The sequence below is a fragment of the Streptomyces sp. NRRL F-6492 genome (assembly GCF_001280125.1).
Classification (GTDB): domain Bacteria; phylum Actinomycetota; class Actinomycetes; order Streptomycetales; family Streptomycetaceae; genus Streptomyces.
The window spans coordinates 21,517-42,902 of record NZ_LGEG01000212.1 but is presented as its reverse complement, the minus strand read 5'-3'; the positions used below and the strand labels follow the sequence as shown (position 1 = coordinate 42,902).

At 72.6% G+C, this 21,386-nt stretch carries 18 protein-coding genes and 1 riboswitch; of the genes, 6 read left to right on the top strand and 12 right to left on the bottom strand.

Features of this window, described 5'->3' with window-relative positions:
- The first annotated feature begins 232 nt into the window (after positions 1–232).
- Positions 233–862, top strand: coding sequence for a uridine kinase family protein (locus ADL08_RS17035; RefSeq protein ID WP_053643777.1), 630 nt, complete (start codon positions 233–235; stop codon positions 860–862).
- A 309-nt stretch (positions 863–1,171) separates the two neighbouring features.
- On the top strand, positions 1,172–3,100 hold the full coding sequence (locus tag ADL08_RS17030) for an AAA family ATPase (protein ID WP_053643817.1): 1,929 nt from the start codon (positions 1,172–1,174) through the stop codon (positions 3,098–3,100).
- 9 nt (positions 3,101–3,109) lie between these two features.
- Here ADL08_RS17030 and ADL08_RS17025 read toward each other — a convergent pair whose 3' ends face one another.
- The 10 genes from ADL08_RS17025 to ribD form a co-directional block, all read right to left on the bottom strand.
- Positions 3,110–4,198 carry a hemolysin family protein gene (locus tag ADL08_RS17025; protein WP_053643776.1) on the bottom strand — a complete coding sequence of 363 codons (1,089 nt, stop codon included), beginning with the start codon at positions 4,196–4,198 and terminating at the stop codon, positions 3,110–3,112.
- A complete protein-coding gene (locus tag ADL08_RS17020) occupies positions 4,195–5,613 on the bottom strand; it encodes a hemolysin family protein (RefSeq protein WP_078968241.1) in 1,419 nt (472 codons plus the stop codon). The genes ADL08_RS17025 and ADL08_RS17020 overlap by 4 nt, the downstream gene beginning before the upstream one ends.
- Before the next feature lie 281 nt (positions 5,614–5,894).
- The gene (locus ADL08_RS17015) at positions 5,895–6,347 is read right to left on the bottom strand and encodes a PH domain-containing protein (RefSeq protein WP_053643774.1); all 453 of its coding nucleotides are present in this window, start codon (positions 6,345–6,347) and stop codon (positions 5,895–5,897) included.
- A 51-nt stretch (positions 6,348–6,398) separates the two neighbouring features.
- Complete coding sequence (hisG, locus tag ADL08_RS17010) at positions 6,399–7,247, bottom strand: ATP phosphoribosyltransferase (RefSeq protein WP_053643771.1); 849 nt, start codon at positions 7,245–7,247, stop codon at positions 6,399–6,401.
- 49 nt (positions 7,248–7,296) lie between these two features.
- Entirely contained in the window at positions 7,297–7,569 is a 273-nt protein-coding gene (locus tag ADL08_RS17005; protein WP_053643769.1) for a phosphoribosyl-ATP diphosphatase, read from the bottom strand.
- Positions 7,570–7,604: 35 nt separating this feature from the next.
- Positions 7,605–8,090, bottom strand: coding sequence for a 6,7-dimethyl-8-ribityllumazine synthase (gene ribH / locus ADL08_RS17000; RefSeq protein WP_053643767.1), 486 nt, complete (start codon positions 8,088–8,090; stop codon positions 7,605–7,607).
- A 57-nt stretch (positions 8,091–8,147) separates the two neighbouring features.
- Positions 8,148–9,425 (bottom strand): bifunctional 3,4-dihydroxy-2-butanone-4-phosphate synthase/GTP cyclohydrolase II, encoded by a 1,278-nt coding sequence (locus ADL08_RS16995; RefSeq protein ID WP_053643765.1) that lies wholly within the window; start codon positions 9,423–9,425, stop codon positions 8,148–8,150.
- Positions 9,422–10,057 carry a nicotinamide mononucleotide transporter family protein gene (locus tag ADL08_RS16990; protein WP_053643763.1) on the bottom strand — a complete coding sequence of 212 codons (636 nt, stop codon included), beginning with the start codon at positions 10,055–10,057 and terminating at the stop codon, positions 9,422–9,424. The genes ADL08_RS16995 and ADL08_RS16990 overlap by 4 nt, the downstream gene beginning before the upstream one ends.
- Complete coding sequence (locus tag ADL08_RS16985) at positions 10,054–10,662, bottom strand: riboflavin synthase (RefSeq protein ID WP_053643761.1); 609 nt, start codon at positions 10,660–10,662, stop codon at positions 10,054–10,056. The genes ADL08_RS16990 and ADL08_RS16985 overlap by 4 nt, the downstream gene beginning before the upstream one ends.
- A 2-nt stretch (positions 10,663–10,664) precedes the next feature.
- Complete coding sequence (ribD, locus tag ADL08_RS16980; protein WP_107092045.1) at positions 10,665–11,744, bottom strand: bifunctional diaminohydroxyphosphoribosylaminopyrimidine deaminase/5-amino-6-(5-phosphoribosylamino)uracil reductase RibD; 1,080 nt, start codon at positions 11,742–11,744, stop codon at positions 10,665–10,667.
- A 166-nt stretch (positions 11,745–11,910) separates the two neighbouring features.
- Positions 11,911–12,040, bottom strand: a riboswitch (FMN riboswitch).
- Positions 12,041–12,283: 243 nt separating this feature from the next.
- Here ribD and ADL08_RS16975 point away from each other — a divergent pair.
- Complete coding sequence (locus tag ADL08_RS16975; RefSeq protein WP_053643759.1) at positions 12,284–14,641, top strand: chitinase C-terminal domain-containing protein; 2,358 nt, start codon at positions 12,284–12,286, stop codon at positions 14,639–14,641.
- A gap of 224 nt (positions 14,642–14,865) precedes the next feature.
- On the opposite strand, the gene ADL08_RS16970 is transcribed toward ADL08_RS16975, so the two are convergent.
- On the bottom strand, positions 14,866–15,990 hold the full coding sequence (locus tag ADL08_RS16970; protein WP_053643757.1) for an ROK family transcriptional regulator: 1,125 nt from the start codon (positions 15,988–15,990) through the stop codon (positions 14,866–14,868).
- Positions 15,991–16,130: 140 nt separating this feature from the next.
- Between ADL08_RS16970 and ADL08_RS16965 the strand changes: the two genes are divergently transcribed.
- The 3 genes from ADL08_RS16965 to ADL08_RS16955 all read left to right on the top strand — a co-directional run bounded on the left by ADL08_RS16965 (position 16,131) and on the right by ADL08_RS16955 (position 19,652).
- On the top strand, positions 16,131–17,354 hold the full coding sequence (locus tag ADL08_RS16965; RefSeq protein WP_053643755.1) for an MFS transporter: 1,224 nt from the start codon (positions 16,131–16,133) through the stop codon (positions 17,352–17,354).
- A 122-nt stretch (positions 17,355–17,476) separates the two neighbouring features.
- Positions 17,477–18,871 carry a uracil-xanthine permease family protein gene (locus ADL08_RS16960; protein WP_053643753.1) on the top strand — a complete coding sequence of 465 codons (1,395 nt, stop codon included), beginning with the start codon at positions 17,477–17,479 and terminating at the stop codon, positions 18,869–18,871.
- Positions 18,872–18,944: 73 nt separating this feature from the next.
- Positions 18,945–19,652 carry a DUF5995 family protein gene (locus ADL08_RS16955; RefSeq protein WP_053643751.1) on the top strand — a complete coding sequence of 236 codons (708 nt, stop codon included), beginning with the start codon at positions 18,945–18,947 and terminating at the stop codon, positions 19,650–19,652.
- 10 nt (positions 19,653–19,662) lie between these two features.
- On the opposite strand, the gene ADL08_RS16950 is transcribed toward ADL08_RS16955, so the two are convergent.
- Entirely contained in the window at positions 19,663–21,354 is a 1,692-nt protein-coding gene (locus tag ADL08_RS16950; protein WP_053643749.1) for a flavin monoamine oxidase family protein, read from the bottom strand.
- Positions 21,355–21,386 lie beyond the last annotated feature (32 nt).

Genomic DNA, 21,386 nt, shown 5'->3' with positions numbered 1-21,386 from the left:
GCGAGGACGTGTCGGCGTGCGGGCGTGCGGGGCTCCGGACCGTCGTCCGTCGCCCGGTGTCCGCGCGCCCCGGACCACGGGCGTGCGGGCGGGTCGCGCGGGCCCACTATCCCGGCTTCCGGCGGGCCTCCGCCAGCACTTCGCCCCGCGTCGCCGCACCAATATTGGTCTCGTCCACTGACGGCGGCACCTCCCTGACCTGGGGAGGTCGCCGCTCCCCTACCCTGGGCCCATGGACGACCTCGACCGCGCGGCGCACGCGCTGCTCCGGCTGCCGCCCTCCTGCGGGCCGGTCCGGCTGGTCGCGGTCGACGGCCACGCGGGCTCCGGCAAGTCCACCCTCGCGGCCCGCCTCTCCACCGCCCTCGGCGACGCCCCCGTCCTCCACCTCGACGACCTCGCCACCCACGACGAGCTCTTCGCGTGGACCGGTCGGCTGCGGGAGCAGGTCCTGGAGCCCCTCGCGCGGGGCGCGGCCGCGTCCTACCGTCCGTACGACTGGCGGCTGCGGCGCTTCGGGGAGCCGCGCGCGCTGCCCCCGGCGCCGGTGGTCCTCGTCGAGGGCGTCGGCGCGGGCCGGCGGGCGGTGCGGCCCTTCCTGGCGCGCCTGCTGTGGATGGAGCGGGGTGCGGAGGAGTCCTGGGAGCGGGGCCGGCGCCGGGACGGCCCGGAGCAGGCGGCGTTCTGGGACGGCTGGACCGTGGCGGAGACTCGCCATTTCTCCGGGGACCCCTCCCGGCCCTTCGCCGACACCCTGGTACGGGAGTGCCGTGAGGGGTACGAGTGGCTTCCCGGGCCCCGCGTGACAGCGGGCGCGGACCAGATCATCACCCACCGTGACGGGTTTCTGTCCGTGAACTGAGGGCCTCCGGCTCCGCTTGCGCAAGTGCCCCAACTCCGCTTGACCCCAGGGGCGTACAGGTCTTACGTTCTGAATGTGCGGCTTTTCGGAGCCGCCGCGGACGCGAAGCCCCCGGTTGTTCCCCCGTGATCGGGGGCTTCGTTCTGCCCCAGAAAGCCCCCTCCGGGGCCCTTCGCGCTCCCTGACGCTCACCCAGGGTCACCGCTTCCGGATCATGCGCTTCTCCTTAAGCGCCCACCCCCTGCGCAGGTACGATGCCCGCAGGTGCGGTCAAATCCCGTCCATGCGATGACGGTTGTGGGGGACCCGATGGACATCGGCACACAGGGCTCGCAGCCCCCGGCCGAGCTCGCCTGGCTGCGCGGAGTCGACGCCTACACGATGGGCGCGTATCCGCAGGCGGAGGACGAGTTCCGGGCGGCGGTACGGATCGATCCCGGGATGGCGGACGCCTGGCTCGGGCTGCACGCGCTCCGGGTCGACACCACGACCGCGCTGCTGCGCATGTACCGCCACCGCGAGCGCTTCGGCGAGCAGCGGACCCGCTACCGGCGGACCCTGAACTCCTGGTACTGGCTCGGCTGGTGGGTGCAGCCGGTCCTGGAGAGCCCGCGCGACCTGCTGCTCGCGCACGCCTCCCACTGGCTCGACGGGCGCCACGTGCCCGAGCTCGACCGGGCCCTCGCGGGGCTCCCCCCGGTCGACACCGATCCCCAGGTGCGCTTCCTGCACGCCTGCCGGGCCTATCTCGTCAAGGACTGGGAGCAGCTCGTCCGGCTCACCGAGCCCCTCGTCGACGACCCGCTGCTCGGCATCGAGGCCGGGCTCTTCGGCGGCATGGCCCGGGTGCGCCTGGAGATGTACGGCCAGGCCGAACCGCTCCTCTCGGCCTCCCTGATGCGCTGCCGCAGCGAGCAGCCGCAGCGCAAGGAGCTGCGGTACTGGCTGGCCCGCGCCCACGAGGGCACCGGGCGCAGCGCCGCCGCGCTGCCGCTCTACCGGGCCGTGCACCGGATCGACCCGGCGTTCATGGACACGGCGGCGCGGCTCGCGGCGATCACCGCGTACGACGGCTTCGACGGCTTCGAGGGGTACGAGGGTTACGACGGCCCGGAGGATCCGGCCGGGCTCGCGACGGTCGCCCTGGGCACGGTCGGCGGCGGTCTCGGCCAGGACGCGGTGGACACCGTGCCGGGCACCGAGCCCGACGGCGGCGGGCTCGGCGACGGCCTGCGGCTCGCGCCCGATCCGGTGCCGCCGGCCGCGCCCCCGGAGGTCGTACGGCGGAAGGCCAGGGTCCCCCGGCAGCCGGAGCCGCCGCGCTTCCCGGCCGGACCCACCGATCCGGCCCTGCTCGCGGAGGCGCTCGCCGAGCTGGAGGGCATGGTCGGCCTCGAACCGGTGAAGCGCCAGGTCAAGGCGCTCTCGGCGCAGCTGGAGATGGCGCGGCTCCGGGCCGACCAGGGGCTTCCGGTCCAGCCGCCGAAGCGGCACTTCGTCTTCTCCGGCCCCTCGGGCACCGGGAAGACCACGGTCGCCCGGATCCTGGGCCGGGTCTTCTACGCCCTCGGGCTGCTCGGCGGCGACCACCTCGTGGAGGCCCAGCGGGCCGATCTGGTCGGCGAGTTCCTGGGCCAGACGGCGGTCAAGGCCAACGAGCTGATCGACTCGGCGGTCGGCGGGGTGCTCTTCGTGGACGAGGCCTACGCGCTCTCCAACACCGGCTACAGCAAGGGCGACGCGTACGGCGACGAGGCGCTCCAGGTGCTCCTGAAGCGGGCCGAGGACAACCGCGACCACCTGGTGGTCATCCTGGCCGGCTACCCCGAGGGCATGGACCGGCTGCTCTCCACCAACCCCGGCCTGTCCTCCCGGTTCACCACCCGGGTGGACTTCCCCTCGTACCGGCCGCTCGAACTCACCGCCATCGGCGAGGTCCTCGCGGCGGCCGACGGGGACGGCTGGGACGACGAGGCCCGCGACGAGCTGCGCTCGATCAGCGGGCACGTCGTCGAGCAGGGCTGGATCGACGAGCTGGGCAACGGACGCTTCCTGCGCACCCTGTACGAGAAGTCCTGCGCCTACCGGGACCTGCGGCTCTCCGGCTATCCGGGCAGCCCGACCCGGGAGGACCTCGCCACCCTCAGGCTCGCGGACCTCATGCAGGCGTACGGCGAGGTGCTGTCGGGCCGCGGTCCGGTCGACCGCGGCCCGCAGCAGGACCCGCCGGGGTACTGACCCGGTGCCCTAGCTCCGCACGGGAGCCGGGGCGGGGGCCGTGACCGGGATCGTGACCGTGGCGGTCCGGGGGCGCACCCGGTGGGCGGGGTCGCGGACCTCGCCCACCAGCATCTCCAGGACGTCCTCCAGGGCGACGAGTCCGAGGACCCGGCCCGAGCCGTCCGCGACCTGCGCCAGATGGGTCGCGGCGCGGCGCATCACGGTGAGGGCGTCGTCGAGCGGGAGCTCCGCCCGGAGCGTCGCCATCGGGCGCCACAGCCGCTGCGGCACCGCCCGCTCCCGCTCCTCCAGGTCGAGGACGTCCTTCACGTGCACGAAGCCCGTGAAGGCGGCGCCCGTCTCGGCGCGGACCGGGAAGCGCGAGTACCCGGTCCGTACGGTCAGCTCCTCGATCTCGCGCGGGGTGACGGACGGCGGGACCGTGACCAGGGAGGCGGAGGTGATGAGGACGTCGGTCACCGGGCGGGAGCCCAGTTCGAGGGCGTCCTCCAGACGCTCCTGCTCGGCCGGGTCGAGCAGACCGGCCTGTCCGGCGTCCTCCACCAGACGGCCCAGCTGGGCGCTGGTGAAGACGGCCTCCACCTCGTCCTTCGGCTCGACCTTGAACGCCCGCAGGACCAGCCGGGCGCAGGCGCCCAGGGCGGTCGTCACGGGGCGGCAGAGCCGGGCGAAGCCGACGAGGGCCGGGGCCAGCCACAGCGCGGTCCGTTCGGGCGCGGCCATCGCCAGGTTCTTCGGGACCATCTCGCCGATGACGAGGTGGAGGAAGACGACGGCGGCGAGGGCGATGGCGTAGCCGAGCGGGTGGATCAGTCCCTCGGGGACCCCGACCACGTGGAAGACGGGTTCGAGGAGCCGGGCGACGGTCGGCTCGGCGACGGCGCCGAGCGTCAGCGAGCAGACCGTGATGCCGAACTGGGCGGCCGCCATCATCCGCGGCAGGTTCTCCAGGCCGTACAGGACCTGCTTGGCCCGGGCTCCGCCGAGCGGTTCGATCTGGCTGCGCCGGACGGAGACGAGCGCGAACTCGGCTCCGACGAAGAAGCCGTTGGCGAGGACCAGGAGGAGCGCGAGGAGGAGTGGGAGGGTGCTCATCGGGCGCCCTCCGCGACCAGCGGACCGGCGGCGGACGCCGCGACCGGGACCGGGACCGGATTCGGGTCCGGATTCAGGGCCGGGGCCGCGGCCGGGGACGGGTCCGGGGTCGTCCGGACGATCCGGACGCTCTCGGCACGGTAGCGGTCGACCCGGCGGACCGAGAGCTGCCAGCCGGGCAGTTCGACCCGGTCCCCGGCTGCGGGGATGCGGCCGAGGAGGTCGGCGACGAGCCCGGCGACGGTCTCGTACGGCCCGTCGGGCACGTCGAGGCCCACCCGGCGCAGGGCGTGGACCCGGCAGGAGCCGTCGGCCTCCCAGGCGGGACGTCCGTCCTCGGCGGGGGCGGCGACCGGCTCGGGCCGTCCGTCGGCCGCGGTGTCGTGCTCGTCGCGGACCTCGCCGACGAGTTCCTCGACGATGTCCTCCAGGGTGACGACGCCGGCGGTGCCGCCGTACTCGTCGACGACCACCGCGATCGGCTGTTCGCGGCGCAGCCGTTCCAGGAGGGCCTGGGCGGGCAGCGACTCGGGGACGAGGAGCGGCGGGACCGCGATCCGGCCGACGGGGGTGCGCAGCCGGGCGTGCGGGGCGACGGCGAGCGCGTCCTTGAGGTGGACCATGCCGACGACCTCGTCGATCCGGTCGCGGTAGACCGGGAAGCGCGAGAGGCCGGTGGCCCGGGTGAGGTTGAGGACGTCCGCCGCGGTGGCGTCCCACTGGAGGGCGTTGACCTTCACGCGCGGGGTCATGACCTGCTCGGCGGTGAGGCCGCCGAGGGACAGGGTCCGTACGAAGAGGTCGGCGGTGTCCTGTTCGAGGGTGCCGGCCAGGGCCGAGTGCCGGGCCAGGGAGACCAGCTCGCCGGGGGTGCGGACCGAGTCCAGCTCCTCGGTGGGCTCGACGCCCAGGAGCCGGACGAGCCGGTTGGCGACCCGGTTGAGCAGGGCGATCACCGGCCGGAAGAGGGCGGAGAAGCGGCGCTGCGGGGTGGCGACGAAACGGGCCACCTGGAGCGGCCGGGAGACCGCCCAGTTCTTCGGCACCAGCTCGCCGACCACCATCTGGACGGCGGAGGCGAGCAGCATCCCGATCACCACCGACACCCCGGAGACGGCCCCCGTGGGCAGTCCGGTCGCGGTGAGCGGCCCGTGCAGCAACCCGGCGAGCGCGGGCTCGGCGAGCATGCCGACGACGAGCGAGGTGAGGGTGATGCCGAGCTGGGTGCCGGAGAGCTGGAAGGACAGCTCGCGCAGCGCGGTGACGACGGTGCGGGCGCGCCGGTCGCCGGCGGCCGCGGCCCGCTCGGCCTCGGCGCGCTCGACGGTCACGAGACCGAACTCGGCGGCCACGAAGAAGCCGTTGGCGAGGATCAGGAGGAAGGCCGCGGCGAGCAGCAGAAGGGAGACGATCATGCCGCCGCCTCCTGGGAGGGGGCGGCGCGGGTATTACCGGACGATCCGTCCATTGCTGGAGGGAGTCACTCCTCGGGTAGAAGGGCGGCCTCGCGGGCCGCCGTGACGGCGGCCCTGCACACGCGAGGCGGTGGTGCGCTCGGCACCACCGCCTCCAGAGTAGTCACGCGGACGCCCCGAAGGGCAGGGGGTCGGCTCCGGATGGGGGACGGACCGGGGTTCTCCCCGACGGGCGGGAAGGAGTTCCCCCCGGCGCCCCTTCCGGTGGAGCCCCCGGGGGGTCAGGCCCCCTCCGCGCCCGTTCCCCGGCTCTCGGTCAGGGCCCGCAGGGCGCGGGCGTCCCGGAGGGCCGCCTCCCTGGCGATGCCGGGCTGGATGCCGAGCACGGGCAGGCTGGTGCCGTCGCTCAGGTCCAGGAAGACCCACGGGTCGCCGGCACGGAGGTTGACGCGCAGGATCTCCGCCCAGGCGAGCCGGCGGCTCCGGGTGATGTTGACGACCGTGACGCCCTCGTCGTCGGCGACGACCTTGGGGCGGCTCAGCAGGACGAGGACCCCGAGGAAGAGCGCGGCGGTGAGGACGAAGCTGGCGCGCTCCCCCGGTCCGAGCCGCTCCAGCATCATCGCCACCAGGGTGACGGTGGCGAACATCGCGATCCCCACGGTCAGCAGGACGGCCCGGGTGCGGCCGGGCCGGAAGGTGACCGGGAGGGCGGGCGTCGTGGGCTCGGACATGGGGTTCCTCGGTGCCTGGTGGTGCGGGGTGGGACGTGCGGCGCCCGGCCGTCAGAGGCGGCAGGCGTGGATCGCGGTGGTGAGGATGGCGCGGGCGCCCAGCTCGTACAGGTCGTCCATGATCCGCTGCGCCTCCTTGGCGGGGACCATCGCGCGGACGGCGACCCAGCCCTCGTTGTGCAGCGGGGAGATGGTGGGCGACTCCAGGCCCGGGGTGAGGGCGACGGCCTGCTCCAGGTGCTCGGCGCGGCAGTCGTAGTCCATCATCACGTACGAACGGGCGACGAGGACGCCCTGGAGGCGGCGCAGGAACTGCTGGACCTGCGGGTGGTCGTCGGTGGCGCCCTGGCGGCGGACGACGACGGCCTCGGAGGTGAGGATCGGGTCGCCGATGACCTCCAGGCCGGCGTTGCGCAGGCTGGTGCCGGTCTCCACGACGTCCGCGATGACCTGGGCGACGCCGAGCTGGATCGCGGTCTCGACCGCCCCGTCCAGGTGCACGACGGAGGCGTCGATGCCCTGATCGGCCAGGTGCTTGGCGACGATGCCCTCGTAGGAGGTGGCGATCGTCATGCCGCCGAAGTCCTCGGGGCCGTTCGCGGTGCCCGGCCGGGTGGCGTACCGGAAGGTGGAGCGGCCGAAGTTCAGCGGGAGGATCTCCTCGGCGCTGGCGCCGGAGTCCAGGAGCAGGTCGCGGCCGGTGATGCCGATGTCCAGCTTCCCGGAGGCGACGTAGATCGCGATGTCCTTGGGACGTAGGTAGAAGAACTCGACCTCGTTGTCGGGGTCGATGACCACCAGTTCCTTGGACTCCTTGCGCTGGCGGTAGCCGGCCTCATGGAGCATGGCCGACGCAGGTCCGGAGAGGGAACCCTTGTTGGGGACGGCGATGCGCAGCATGGGGTGGGCTTCCTTTGCCTGGGGAGTCGGGTGTGGGGAACGGGCTGGTTCAGAGGTGGGCATAGACGTCGTCGAGCGAGATCCCGCGGGCGACCATCATCACCTGGACGTGGTACAGCAGCTGCGAGATCTCCTCGGCGGCGGCTTCCTTGCCCTCGTACTCGGCGGCCATCCAGACCTCGGCGGCCTCCTCGACGACCTTCTTGCCGATGGCATGGACGCCCTTGTCCACCAGTTCCGCGGTGCGGGAGGTGGCCGGGTCACCGTTCTCGGCCTTGAGCTTCAGCTCGGCGAAGAGCTCTTCGAAGGTTTTGTTCGCCATGATGGTCCTAAGAGTACGGGGTGCGCGTGCGCCACTCAGCGCCAGGGTTCGCTGACCGTGCGCAGTGTGGTGGCGGTGGCGACGGCGGCGGTGACGGCCTCGTGGCCCTTGTCCTCGGAGGAGCCTTCGAGGCCGGCCCGGTCGAGCGCCTGCTCCTCGTTGTCGACGGTGAGGACGCCGAATCCGACGGGTACGCCGGTGTCGATCGAGACCTGGGTGAGGCCGTGGGTGACGCCCTGGCACACGTACTCGAAGTGCGGCGTTCCGCCGCGGATGACGACGCCGAGCGCCACGATGGCATCGTAGCCGCGCCCGGCGAGGACCTTCGCCACGACCGGGAGTTCGAAGCTGCCGGGGACGCGGAGCAGGGTCGGCTCGTCGATGCCGAGCTCGCCCAGGGCGCGCAGGGCGCCGTCGACGAGGCCGTCCATGATCTTCTCGTGCCACTGGGCCGCGATGACCGCGACGCGGAGGTCGCCGCAGTTCTTCACGCTGAGGACGGGTGCGCCCTTGCCGCTCATGTTTCTCCTTGCCGATGGTGCCGCTGGTACGGGTGGTACCGGTGGATGCGTACGGGGTTACTGGTTGCCGCAGGTGGAGGCCGGGGAGCCGTCCAGCCAGGGCAGGTCGTGGCCCATCCGGTCCCGCTTGGTGCGCAGGTAGCGGAGGTTGTGCTCGCCGGCCTGGACCGGCATGGGCTCGCGGCCCTCGACGACGAGGCCGTACCGGGTGAGGGCGTCGATCTTGTCGGGGTTGTTGGTCATCAGGCGCAGGCCGCGGACGCCGAGGTCGGCGAGGATCTGCGCGCCGGCCGCGTAGTCGCGGGCGTCGGCGGGCAGCCCGAGCTCCAGGTTGGCGTCGAGGGTGTCGCGGCCGAGCTCCTGGAGCTCGTACGCGCGCAGCTTGGACAGCAGGCCGATGCCGCGGCCCTCGTGGCCGCGCAGGTAGACGACGACGCCCCGGCCGGCCTCGGTGATCCGGTCCATGGAGGCCTGGAGCTGGGGGCCGCAGTCGCAGCGCAGCGAGTGGAAGATGTCGCCGGTCAGGCACTCGGAGTGGACCCGGACCAGGACGTCCTCGCCGTCGCCGATCTCGCCGTGGACGAGGGCGACGTGCTCGACGCCGTCGACGGTGGAGCGGTAGCCGTACGCGGTGAAGTCGCCGTGCGCGGTGGGGAGCCGGACCTCGGCCTCGCGGCGGACGGTCGGCTCGGCGGAGCGGCGGTAGGCGATCAGGTCCTCGATGGAGATGATCGTGAGGCCGTGCTTGCGGGCGAAGGGGACGAGCTCGGGCAGGCGCAGCATGACGCCGTCCTCGCCGGCGATCTCGACGATGGCGCCGGCCGGGCGCAGGCCCGCGAGGCGGGCGAGGTCGACGGCCGCCTCGGTGTGGCCGTTGCGGGCGAGGACGCCGCCGGGCCTGGCGCGCAGCGGGAAGACGTGGCCGGGGCGGACGAAGTCGGAGGGCTCGTGGCGTCCGCCCGCCAGCATTCGCAGGGTGGTGGCGCGGTCGGCGGCGGAGATGCCGGTGGTGACGCCGTGGGCGGGGGACGCGTCGACGGAGACGGTGAAGGCCGTGCGCATCGACTCGGTGTTGTGCGCGACCATCTGCGGGAGTTCGAGGCGCTCCAGTTCCTCGTCCTCCATGGGGGCGCAGATCAGGCCGCGGCACTCGCTCATCATGAAGGCGACGATCTCAGGGGTGGCCTTCTCGGCGGCGATGACGAGGTCGCCCTCGTTCTCGCGGTCCTCGTCGTCGACGACGACGACGGGGCGGCCGGCGGCGATGTCCCGGATCGCCTGCTCGACGGGGTCGAGGGCGAGGTCGGCGGCGTCCCAGGAGGGGAGGGAACTCATGCGTGGGCTCCTTCCAGAGCGGGGGCGGTGCGGGAGCGGAGCCACCAGTCGCGCATGCCCCACAGGGCGAGCGCGCCGTAGATGACGTAGACGAAGCCGGAGAAGGCGTAGCCGTTGGCGAAGTTCAGCGGGACGCCGACCAGGTCGACGAGCAGCCAGGCGAACCAGAACTCGACCATGCCCCGGGCCTGGGCGTACATGGCGACGACGGTGCCGACGAAGATGTAGGCGTCGGGCCAGGGGTCCCAGGACAGCTTCGGGAAGGCCTCGAAGAAAAGGGCCACGGCGACGGTGCCGGCGGCGGCCGCGGCGATCATGGCGCCGCGCTCGCGCCAGGTGGCGAAGCGCACGGTGATGTGGCCGTCCGCCCCCTGGCCCTTGCCGCGCTGCCACTGCCACCAGCCGTAGATCGCCACGAGCACGACGACGGCCTGCTTGCCCGCGCTGCCGGCGAGGTGGCCGTAGAAGGCCGCGAAGAGGATGAGGCCGGCGAGGAACTGCACGGGCCAGGTCCAGACGGAGCGGCGCCAGCCGAGCGCGAGGGCGGCGAGGCCGAAGAGGTTGCCGACCATGTCGGACCAGATGATGCGCTGGCCGAGGAGGGTGAACGCCTCGGAGTCGAGCCAGTTCACTTGACGTTCTCCCGTGCGTTCGGGCCGAGCAGCCGCTCGACGTACTTGGCGATGACGTCCACTTCCAGGTTGACCGGGTCGCCGCTCTTCTTGATGCCGAGCGTGGTCAGGTCGAGGGTGGTGGGGATGAGGCTGATGGTGAACCAGTCGTCGCCGACCTCGACGACGGTGAGGCTGACGCCGTCGACCGTGATCGAGCCCTTCTCGACGACGTAGCGGGCGAGGGGGGCGGGGAGGCCGACCTTGACCAGTTCCCAGTGCTCGGACGGGGTGCGCTCCAGGACGGTGCCGGTGCCGTCGACGTGGCCCTGGACGATGTGGCCGCCGAGGCGGCCGCCGACGGCCATGGGCCGTTCCAGGTTGACGCGGGAGCCGACGCCGAGGGCGCCGAGGCCGGACCGCTTGAGGGTCTCGGCCATGACGTCGGCGGTGAACTCGCCGTCGCCGTGCTCGACGACCGTGAGACAGACACCGTTGACGGCGATGGAGTCGCCGTGCTGGGCGCCTTCCGTGACCAGGGGGCCGCGCAGTCGGAAGCGGGAGGCGTCCTCCAGCTGCTCGACGGCGACGACCTCGCCCAGTTCTTCGACGATTCCGGTGAACACGGTCAGGCTCCCTTGGGGGTGGCGGTGATGCGGAGGTCGGGGCCGATGCGGACGGTCTCGGTGATGTCGAGCCGCAACGCTTCGGCGATGGTGCCGATTCCCGCCCCGGTGAGGGCCTGCGGGCCGTCGCCGAGGAGGACCGGGGCGAGGTAGCCGACGACCTGGTCGACGGCGCCCGCGGCGACGAAGGAGCCCGCGAGGGTGGGGCCGCCTTCGAGGAGGACCGAGCGCACGCCCCGGGCGTGGAGCCGGTCGAGCAGGTCGTGGACGCCGATCCGGCCGTCGCGCAGGGGCAGCCGGAGCGTCTCGGCGCCGGGCAGGTGCCGGGTGTCGGCGTCCTCGCCGACGACGACCAGGGTGGGCGCGGCGTCGTCGAGGACGCGGGCGGTCGGCGGGATCGTGGCGCGGGTGTCGAGGACGACCCGCAGCGGCTGGGTCGCGCCCTCGATCCCCCGGACGGCGAGGTGCGGGTCGTCGGCGCGCAGGGTGCCGCCGCCGGCCAGGACCGCGTCGGACTCGGCGCGCAGCCGGTGGACGTCGGCGCGGGCCTCGGGGGAGGTGATCCAGCGGGAGGTGCCGTCGGCGGCGGCGGTCCGGCCGTCGAGGGTGGCGGCGTACTTCCAGCGGACGAAGGGGCGGCCGCGGCGGACGGAGGTGAGCCAGGCGATGTTGACGGCCTCGGCCTCGGCCTCCAGGAGTCCCTTCTCGACCTCGACGCCGGCCGCGCGCAGGGTGTCGGCACCGCCGGTGGCCTGCGGGTTCGGGTCGCCGACCGCGTAGACGACGCGGCTGATCCCGGCCTCGGCCAGGGCCTGGGAGCAGGGTCCGGTGCGGCCGGTGTGGTCGCAGGGTTCGAGGGTGACGTAGGCGGTGCCGCCGCGGGCGAGGACGCCGGCCTCGCGCAGGGCGTGGACCTCGGCGTGCGGGCCGCCGGCGCGCTGGTGGTAGCCCTCTCCGACCCGGTGTCCGGAGGCGTCGGTGATGACGCAGCCGACGACGGGGTTGGGGCTGGTGGCGCCGAGCGCGCGGGCGGCGAGCCCGACGGCGCGTCGCATGGCGGTGGTGTCGGCCTGCCGGTCCACCGGGTCCTCCTGCCTCTTCGGGCACGGACTCCGGGGCCTGTCTGGACGACAGAAGAGCGGGAAGGACGCCTCGCGCAGGGTGCGCCGGGGCCGAGGGTCCGGGCCCGCCGGAAGACGGCGGACAGCGGACGTACGGCCGGCACACCCCTCGAAAGGGGTTCGCCCGCCGCGCACTGCCTCCCATCCGGACTTTCACCGTCGGTCCAGGAATCTCACCTGGTCAACCGGCCGCTGGCTGCGGACGGGTCGCGGACTATACCGCCGGTTCGGAATTACACCGACCCCGGAGTGCGCTGCTGCTGATACAGGGCCAGTGTGCCACGGCCGGTGAACGGCGGTGCGGCCACGGCCCTGTGGGCTGGCTCACAGGATCCCACATTCACCTTCTTTGGTCCAGACCTATTGACGCACTGGTCTAGTCCTCTTAATCTCCGTGTCACCTCCGAGGTAACGGTCCGTCGGGGTGCGCACGCCACGGACCCAACACGACCCACCCCCTTGTTCGTTGTGTTCCATCACCTCCCCAGGAGGAACCGATCGTGTTGTCCCCCACGACGAAGAGAGCCTCGCTGCTCGCGTCCGGCGCGGCCGTCGCCGGGCTGCTGCTCAGCTCGCTCTCCGGCGGCGTCTCGTACGCGGCCGACAACGAGTCCTGTCGCCCCGACGGCCTCTACAAGACGCCCGGCGTCGACGTTCCGTACTGCTCGGTCTACGACGCCGAGGGCCGCGAGAAGATGGGCGCGGACCACCAGCGCCGGGTCATCGGCTACTTCACCGGCTGGCGCACCGGCAAGAACGGCCAGGACGCCTACCTCGCCGACGACATCCCGTGGGACAAGATCACCCACATCAACTACGCCTTCGCGCACGTGGACGCGGGCAACAAGGTGTCCGTGGGCACCGACGGTCCGAACAACGCGGCGACCGGCATGACCTGGCCCGGCGTCGCGGGCGCCGAGATGGACCCGGCGCTCCCCTACAAGGGCCACTTCAACCAGCTCAACAAGTTCAAGAAGCAGCACCCGGACGTCAAGACGCTCATCTCCGTGGGCGGCTGGGCCGAGACCGGCGGCTACTTCGACGACAGCGGCAAGCGGGTCGGCTCCGGCGGCTTCTACACGATGGCCACCAACGCGGACGGCTCCGTGAACCAGGCGGGCATCAACACCTTCGCCGACTCCGCCGTGGCGTTCATCAAGAAGTACGGCTTCAACGGCGTCGACATCGACTACGAGTACCCGACGTCGATGAAGGACGCCGGGCACCCGGCCGACTTCCCGATCTCCAACGCGCGCCGCGCGGGCCTCAACAAGGGCTACGCGGCCCTGATGAAGACCCTGCGCGAGAAGCTGGACCGGGCCGGCGCCACCGACGGCAAGCACTACCTGCTGACCGTCGCCGCCCCCTCCTCCGGCTACCTGCTGCGCGGCATGGAGACCTTCCAGGTCCAGAAGTACCTGGACTACGTCAACATCATGTCGTACGACCTGCACGGCGCCTGGAACGAGTACGTCGGCCCGAACGCCTCCCTCTTCGACGACGGCAAGGACGCCGAGCTGGCCTCCGCCAACGTCTACGGCAGCGCGCAGTACGGCGGCATCGGCTACCTGAACACCGACTGGGCGTACCACTACTTCCGCGGCTCCATGCCGGCCGGCCGCATCAACATCGGCCTGCCGTACTACACCCGCGGCCACAAGAACGTGCAGGGCGGCACGGACGGACTGTGGGGCAAGGCCGCCGCGACCTCCTGCCCGGCGGGCTCCGGCCTGACCAAGTGCGGTGACGGCGCCGTCGGCATCGACAACCTCTGGCACGACAAGGACGACAACGGCGTCGAGTCCCCCGCGGGCTCCAACCCGATGTGGCACGCCAAGAACCTGGAGAAGGGGATCGTCGGCGACTACGTCACCCAGTACGGCTTCCCCGCGAACACCCAGCTGACCGGCACCTACGCCCGCAAGTACGACTCGGCCCTGGTCGCGCCGTGGCTGTGGAACGCGCAGAAGAAGGTCTTCCTCTCCACCGAGGACGAGCAGTCGGTGGCCAAGAAGGCGGACTACGTGGTCGACCGCGGCATCGGCGGCACCATGGTCTGGGAGATGGCCGGCGACTACGGCTGGAACGCGGCCAAGGGCCAGTACGAGGCGGGCTCCACCCTCACCTCGCTGATGTACGACAAGTTCAAGACGGCCGCCCCGTACGGCGCGAAGAAGTCCAACAAGGCGCTGCCCACGCAGGCCGTCGACATCGCGGTGGACTTCACCGAGTTCAAGCTGGGCGACTCCAACTACCCGATCACGCCCAAGCTGAAGATCACCAACAACACCGCGGCCACGCTGCCCGGCGGCACGGAGTTCCAGTTCGACTACTCCACCGCGGCCCCGGCCAACGCCTCCGACCAGTCGGGCTTCGGCACCAAGGTGATCAGCAGCGACCACACCGGCGGCAACGTCGGCGGTCTGAAGGGCGACTTCCACCGCGTCTCCCTGAAGCTCCCGGCCTGGCAGACGCTGGCCCCGGGCGCGACGGTCGACCTGTCCTTCAACTACTACCTGCCGGTGTCCACCCCCTCCAACTGGACGGTGAACATCAACGGCACGGCGTACGCCCTCGCCGGCGACCTGGCGCGCGGCACGACGCTCGTGCAGCCGGGCACGGGCACCACCCCGCCCACCACGTCTCCGACCACCCCGCCGACGACGCCTCCCACGACCCCGCCGACGACGCCGCCCACCGGCTGCGCCGCCCCGGCGTACGTGGCCGGCACCGTCTACAACGCGGGCAACGAGGTCTCCCACAACGGCCGCAAGTACAAGGCCAAGTGGTGGACCCAGAACGAGGCGCCGGGCACGACCGGCGAGTGGGGCGTCTGGCAGGACCTCGGGGCCTGCTGACCCCCGCCTCCTGAAGGAACCCTTCCGAGAACCCCCGGCGGCGGAGACTCACGGCCCTTGCCGCCGCCGGGCACCCTCCGCGCCGCGCTTCCCTGTCCGGGGCGCGGCGCGGCGGCGTTTCCGGGGCCTGTTCCCCGGCTTTCCGGTGCCCCTGCCCGGTGTTTCCGGTGCCTTGTCCGGTGTTTCCGGTGCCTTGTCCGGTGTTTCCGGTGTTTCCGGTGCCCCTACGGGAACAGGTCCTCCTGGGCCGCGTCCCGGGCCGTCAGGAGGGCGCCGCGCAGCACGGCCGCGTCGCCCAGGGCGGTGGCCCGGACCTCGGTGCGCAGCGGCGAGAGGACGGCGAGCTCCGCCTCCACCCGGGCCGCCAGGTCCGCGCCGCCGCTGTGGCCGGTCTCGCCGCCGAGGACCACGCAGCCGGGGTCGAGGACCGAGACCACGGCCGCCGCGCCGACGGCGAGCCGGCGGGCGACGGCGTCCAGGAAGGGCTCGTGGCCGGAGGCGAGCGCGGCCTCCGGGGCCAGGCCGTGCTCCCGGGCGAGCGCCTCGACGGCCGCGGTGCAGGCCAGTTCGTGGAAGCCGCCGTCGCAGCCGGTGGCCGAGGGGAGCCCGGTGGTGCCGGGCACCGGCAGGAAGCCGATCTCGCCCGCACCGCCCGAGGCGCCCCGGCGCAGCCGCCCGTCGAGGACGACGGCGGCGCCCACGCCCTGGCCGAGCCAGAGCAGGACGAAGTCCTCGCGGTCGCGGGCCGCGCCCTCGCGCAGCTCCGCGAGGGCGGCGAGGTTGGTCTCGTTCTCGACGAGCACGCGCGCGGGGAGCCGTTCCTGGAGGACGGCGACGAGCCGCCGGTGCCAGGCGGGCAGCCCCGTGGAGTCGCGGAGCTCGCCGGTGACCGGCTCGATGAGCCCGGGGGCGCCGACCGCGACGCTGTGCGGCGCGTCGACGCCGGCCTCCTTCGCGGTCCGCTCCAGGAGGGCGACGGCCTTCTCCACGGCCGGGCCCGTGCCGTCGTCGTCGACGACGGGCACGGAGGCCTCGGCGAGCGTGGCGCCCAGCAGGTCGGCGACGGTGACGGAGACCGAGCGGGTGCGCACGTCGAGGGCGGCGAGGTGGGCGCGGCCCGCGACGATCCCGTACAGCTTGGCGTTGGGGCCCCGGCGCTCGGCCCCGGCCTCGCCGACGACGTGGACGAGCCCGGAGCTCCGGAGCCGCTCGACGAGGTCGGCGACGGTCGGACGGGAGAGTCCGGTGAGCGTCTTGAGCTGAGCGGCCGTCAACGGGCCCTCGTCCTGGAGCAGTCGCAGGGCGAGCCGGTCGTTGATGGCCCGTGCGGTGCTCGGGGATGCGGCCATGCGGCGATCCTCTCAGACGGTCCCGGGACGGGGGTCCTTCTTGCGGACTATTTATCAGGCAGGGTTCCTGATAGTTTACGCGGCACACCACGACAGCGGCACGAACACGACGGCCGTGCACCACGACACCGGGAGGGCCCATGGCGGCGGAGACCGTCACCAGCACCGAACGCCTGCGGCGGGCGCGCTTCGCCGTCGCCGCCGTCTTCTGCGTCCACGGCGCGGTCACCGGCAGCTTCGCCACCCGCATCCCCTGGATCCAGGAGCACGCGGACGTGAGCGCCGGGCAGCTCGGGCTCGCGCTCGCCTTCCCCGCGCTCGGCGCCTCGCTCGCGATGCCGCTCGCCGGGGCGATCTCCCACCGCTTCGGCGCCCGCACCGCGCTGCGCGGCCTGCTCGTCCTGTGGACGCTCTCCCTGATCCTGCCCTCGCTCGCCCCGAACGTCTGGGGCCTGTGCGGGGCGCTCTTCGTGTACGGCGCGACCGCCGGCATGTCCGACGTGGCGATGAACGCGTTGGGCGTCGAGACCGAGAACCGGCTCGGCCGCTCCATCATGTCCAGTCTGCACGGCATGTGGAGCGTGGGCGCCCTGATCGGCTCCGCCGCCGGCACGGTCGCGGCCCACCTCGGCGGCGACGCCCGGATCCACCACCTGATCGCGGCCCTCGTCCTCACCGCGCTCGGCCTGGTCTTCTGCCAGGGCGTCCTCGACGTGCGCAGCACCCCGGAGGAGGAGGCGCCGCCGCGCTTCTCGCTGCCGCCGAAGTCCGCGCTCGTCATCGGCGCCATCGGCTTCTGCGGGGTGTTCGCGGAGGGCGCCAGCCTCGACTGGTCGGCCGTCTACTTCCGGGACGAGCTGGGCACCTCGGCCGGCCTCGCGGCCGCCTCGACCACCGCCTTCGCCCTGATGATGGCCGTGGCACGGCTGGTCGGCGACCGGGTGGTGGACCGCTTCGGCGCGGTCCGTACGGTACGGGTCGGGGGCGTGGTCGCCACCCTCGGCGGGCTCATGGTCGTCCTGGCCCCGCACGTCGCCGTCGCCCTGGCCGGATTCGGTCTGATCGGGCTCGGGGTCGCGGTCGTCGTCCCGCTGGCCTTCGCGGCGGCCGGGCGCAGCGGCCCGAACCCCAGCCAGGCCATCGCGGGCGTCGCCACCATCACGTACACCTCGGGTCTCATCGCGCCCTCCGCGATCGGCGGCATCGCCGACGCGACCTCGCTCGTCTTCTCCTTCGCCCTGGTCACGCTGCTGGCGTTCGGTCTGGTGGTGGGCGCGGGCGTGCTCCGGAGCGCCGACAGGAAGGACCCGGCGGCGCCCCCGGCCGGCGGCGTCCCCGCGAAGAGCGGGGGCCCGGCCGCGTGACGGCGGCCACCGGCCGGGGCGCCGTCCTCCCGGGCGTCCCCGGCCGGTGGTCGCGCATACCATGTGGCTGATCTTTTGCGGTCACGACGCGACCGCCGGAACCGGAGAACGGGAGCGACCTCATGAACCTCGGCGTGCGCTGGACCCTGCACGGGGACGGGAGAACACCCGCTCCGGGGGCCGTCGTCCGCCCGGACGAGCGGCTCTCCTGGCCCCGGACCGTCGGGCTCGGCGCCCAGCACGTGGTCGCGATGTTCGGAGCGTCCTTCGTCGCGCCGGTGCTCATGGGTCTGGACCCGAACCTCGCGATCATGATGTCCGGCGTCGCGACCGCGATCTTCCTCCTGGCGACCCGCGGCACGGTCCCGTCCTACCTGGGCTGCTCGCTCTCCTTCGTCGGCGTCGCCGCCGCCATCCGGGCCTCCGGCGGCACCAGCGCCACCGTGACCGGCGCGGTCCTCGTCGTGGGCGCCGTGCTCTTCCTGGCGGGCCTCGCGGTCCGGAAGTTCGGCGCGCGGATCATCCACGCGGCGATGCCCCCGATCGTCACCGGCGCCGTCGTCATGCTGATCGGCTTCAACCTGGCCCCGGTCACGGCGGCCACCTACTGGCCGCAGGACCAGTGGACGGCGCTCCTGGTGATGCTGTTCACCGGTCTGGCCGTGGTCTGCCTGCGCGGTTTCTGGTCCCGGATCGCGATCTTCCTCGGCCTGGTCTTCGGCTACGCCCTGTCCTGGGTGCTCGACCTGGTCCTCGGCAAGATCCACTCGATGTCGCCGTCCGGCCAGGTCACCGACCACTGGCGGCTCGACCTCTCCGGCGTCTCGAAGGCCGACTGGATCGGCCTGCCCTCCTTCCACGGCCCCGCCTTCGAGTGGTCCGCGATCCTGGTCGCGCTGCCCGTGGTCATCGCCCTGATCGCCGAGAACGCCGGGCACGTGAAGGCCGTCGGCGAGATGACCGGGGACGACCTCGACGACAAGCTCGGCACCGCGATCGCCGCCGACGGCGCCGCCTCGATGCTGTCGACCGCCGTGGGCGGCCCGCCGAACACCACGTACTCCGAGAACATCGGCGTCATGGCCGCCACCCGCGTCTACTCGACCGCCGCCTACTGGGCCGCGGCCGGCTTCGCGCTGCTCTTCGGCCTCTGCCCGAAGTTCGGCGCGGTCGTCGCCGCCATCCCCGGCGGCGTCCTCGGCGGCATCACCGTCATCCTGTACGGCATGATCGGCCTGCTCGGCGCCCAGATCTGGATCAACGCCGGGGTCGACCTGCGCAACCCGCTCAACCTGGTCCCGGCCGCCGCCGGCATCATCATCGGCGTCGGCGGCGTGAAGCTGACCTTCACCGACACCTTCGAACTGGGCGGCATCGCGCTCGGCACGATCGTCGTCATCACCGGCTACCACGTGCTGCGGGCCTTCGCCCCGGCCCACCTCAAGGAGCAGGAGCCGCTCCTGGACTCCGGCACCAGCTCGTACGAGAGCGGGACGGACGGCGGGGCGAAGAGCTGAGGGATTCGCCCGTTCTGGGGAAGCCGGGCCCGGAAGGCTCCCCCGCGGGCCCGGCGGCTGGGAGCCTGCCCCCATGGCGCAGACCCAGCAGCTCGGGCAGCAACTCGGACCCTTCCTGGCGGTCGACCCGGTGGTGGACCGGATGCGGGCGCTCCGCTCGGCCTGGCACCCGGCCGACGGGGTCGCCGTCTTCAACCGGGTCTACCTGACCGTCACCGAGGAGATCGGCCACGCCCTCGCGGCGGGCGCCTTCGAGGACCGGCGGGCCGCCGCCACGCTCGACGTGCGGTTCGCCGAGCGGTACTTCGCGGCGGTCGACTCCCTCGCCCGCGGCGGCCCGGCGCCCGCCTGCTGGCGGCCCCTCTTCCACTACCGGCGCCACCCCGGCGTGCGCCCGCTCCAGTTCGCGCTCGCCGGGATCAACGCCCACATCGGCCACGACCTGGCGCTCGCCGTCGTGGACGCCTGCCGGGACCTGGAGTGCGCGCCCGCCGACCTGGAGGACGAGTTCGACCGGGTCGGGGACGTCCTCGTCCTCCTGGAGGAGCGCATCCGGGAGGAGCTGATGCCGGGCCCGGACCTCCTGGAGCTCGCGGACCCGCTCACCCATCTGCTCGGCTGCTGGAGCCTGGACCGGGCCAGGGACGGGGCCTGGCTGGCGGCGCGCTCGCTCTGGCAGCTGCGCGGGCTTCCCGAGCTGGCCGGGGAGTTCACCGAGCGCCTGGACCGGTCGGTGGGCCTGGTGGGGAGGATGCTGCTCACGCCCCTGGCCAGGCCCTGAACCGTACGGCTCAGTCCTCCGGCAGCTCGACCGGGGCGATCTCGTCGTAGACGTCGCCCGGACCCGGGTTGGTGCCGTCGGTGGAGCCGCCGAGGTGGTGCATCACGCCCCAGACCGCGTTGAGCGCCGTCTGCACCGCGCCCTCGGCCCAGCCGGCCGTCCAGGAGATGTCGTCGCCGGCCAGGAAGATGCCCCGCTTGTCCTCGGGCAGCCGGTCCTGCATGAAGTGCGTGAACAGGCGCCGCTGGTAGCGGTAGTGGCCCGGCAGGTTCGCCTTGAAGGCGCCCATGAAGTAGGGCTCGTTCTCCCAGGAGACCGTCACCGGGTTGCCGATGATGTGCTTCCGGATGTCGACCTTCGGGTAGATCTCGCCGAGCGACTTCAGCATGACCTCCATCCGCTCGTTCGCGGACAGCGGCAGCCACTTCAGGCTGTCGTCGCACCAGGTGTACGAGAGGCAGATGGTGGCCGGCTTGTCCGGGCCGTCGTCCAGGAGGTACGTGCCGCGGGTCATCCGGTCGGTGAGCGTCATCGACATGACGTCCCGCCCGGTCTCCTCGTCCTTGTCCAGCCAGAACGGCCGGTCGACGGGGACGAACAGCTTCGAGGACTCCATGTAGTGGGTGCGCTCGATCGCCGTCCAGTGGTCGATCGGGAAGAGCGAGTCGTCGCAGGCGATCTTGGACAGCAGCATCCAGGACTGGGCGGTGAAGACCGCCGCCCGGTAGGTGCGGATGTCGCCGGAGGCGTCGGTGACCGTGATCCGGTTGCCGGCGGTCCGGTTCAGGCGGGTCACGGCCGGCTTCGGGTCGCCGCCGTGCAGGGAGCCGAGCGAGGTGCCCTGCGCCCAGTGGACGATCTTCTCCGGCTCGCGCTCCCAGAGGCGCAGCGGCAGCTGCTGCGAGCCGCCGACAATGCCGCGGTGGTGGTCGTCGGCCTCGGTGTAGACGACGCGGAGGATCTCCAGGATGGAGTTGGGGAAGTCGGTGTCCCAGCCGCCGGTGCCGAAGCCGACCTGGCCGAAGATCTCGCGGTGCCGGAAGGACTTGAAGGACTCGGACTCGCAGAGGAAGCCGTAGAAGGTCTGGTTGTCGAGCTTCTCGACGAGCTGCGCCCAGATCTCGCGGATGCGCGGGACGTCGCGCTCGCGCATGGCGGTGTTCATGTCGGAGAAGTCGGCGCCCTCTTCGAGGCACTTGCCCCAGGCGGTGGCGACGTCGCGGTAGACCTGCGGCAGGTCGTCGATGGTCTCCGCGTAGTGCGACTCGCCCTTGAGGTCGACCACGGTCGACGGGGTGGCCTCGGAGAGCGGGTTCGGGAAGGGAACGGTCTCCAGGCCGACCAGGTCGATGTAGTGCTGGAGCGCGGTCGAGGAGGGCGGGAAGCGCATGGCGCCCATCTCGGCGGTCAGCGAGTCGTCGCAGCCCTCGAAGCCGACGGTCCGCAGCCGGCCGCCGATCTTGTCGGCCTCGTAGACGACGGGCTTGAGGCCCATCTTCATCAGCTCGTACGCGGCGATGATCCCGGACAGGCCGCCGCCGATGACCGCGACCTCGGTGCCGTGCTCGGTCGCCGGTATCTGGCCGAGCCCGGCCGGGTGGGCCAGGAAGTCGTCGTAGGCGTACGGGAAGTCCGGACCGAACATGGTGATCGGCGGCTGCGCGTCGGTGTGCTGGACGGCGTTGGGCACCGTGGACGTCATGGGGTACGGACTCCTTGCGCGGAAAAGAAGGG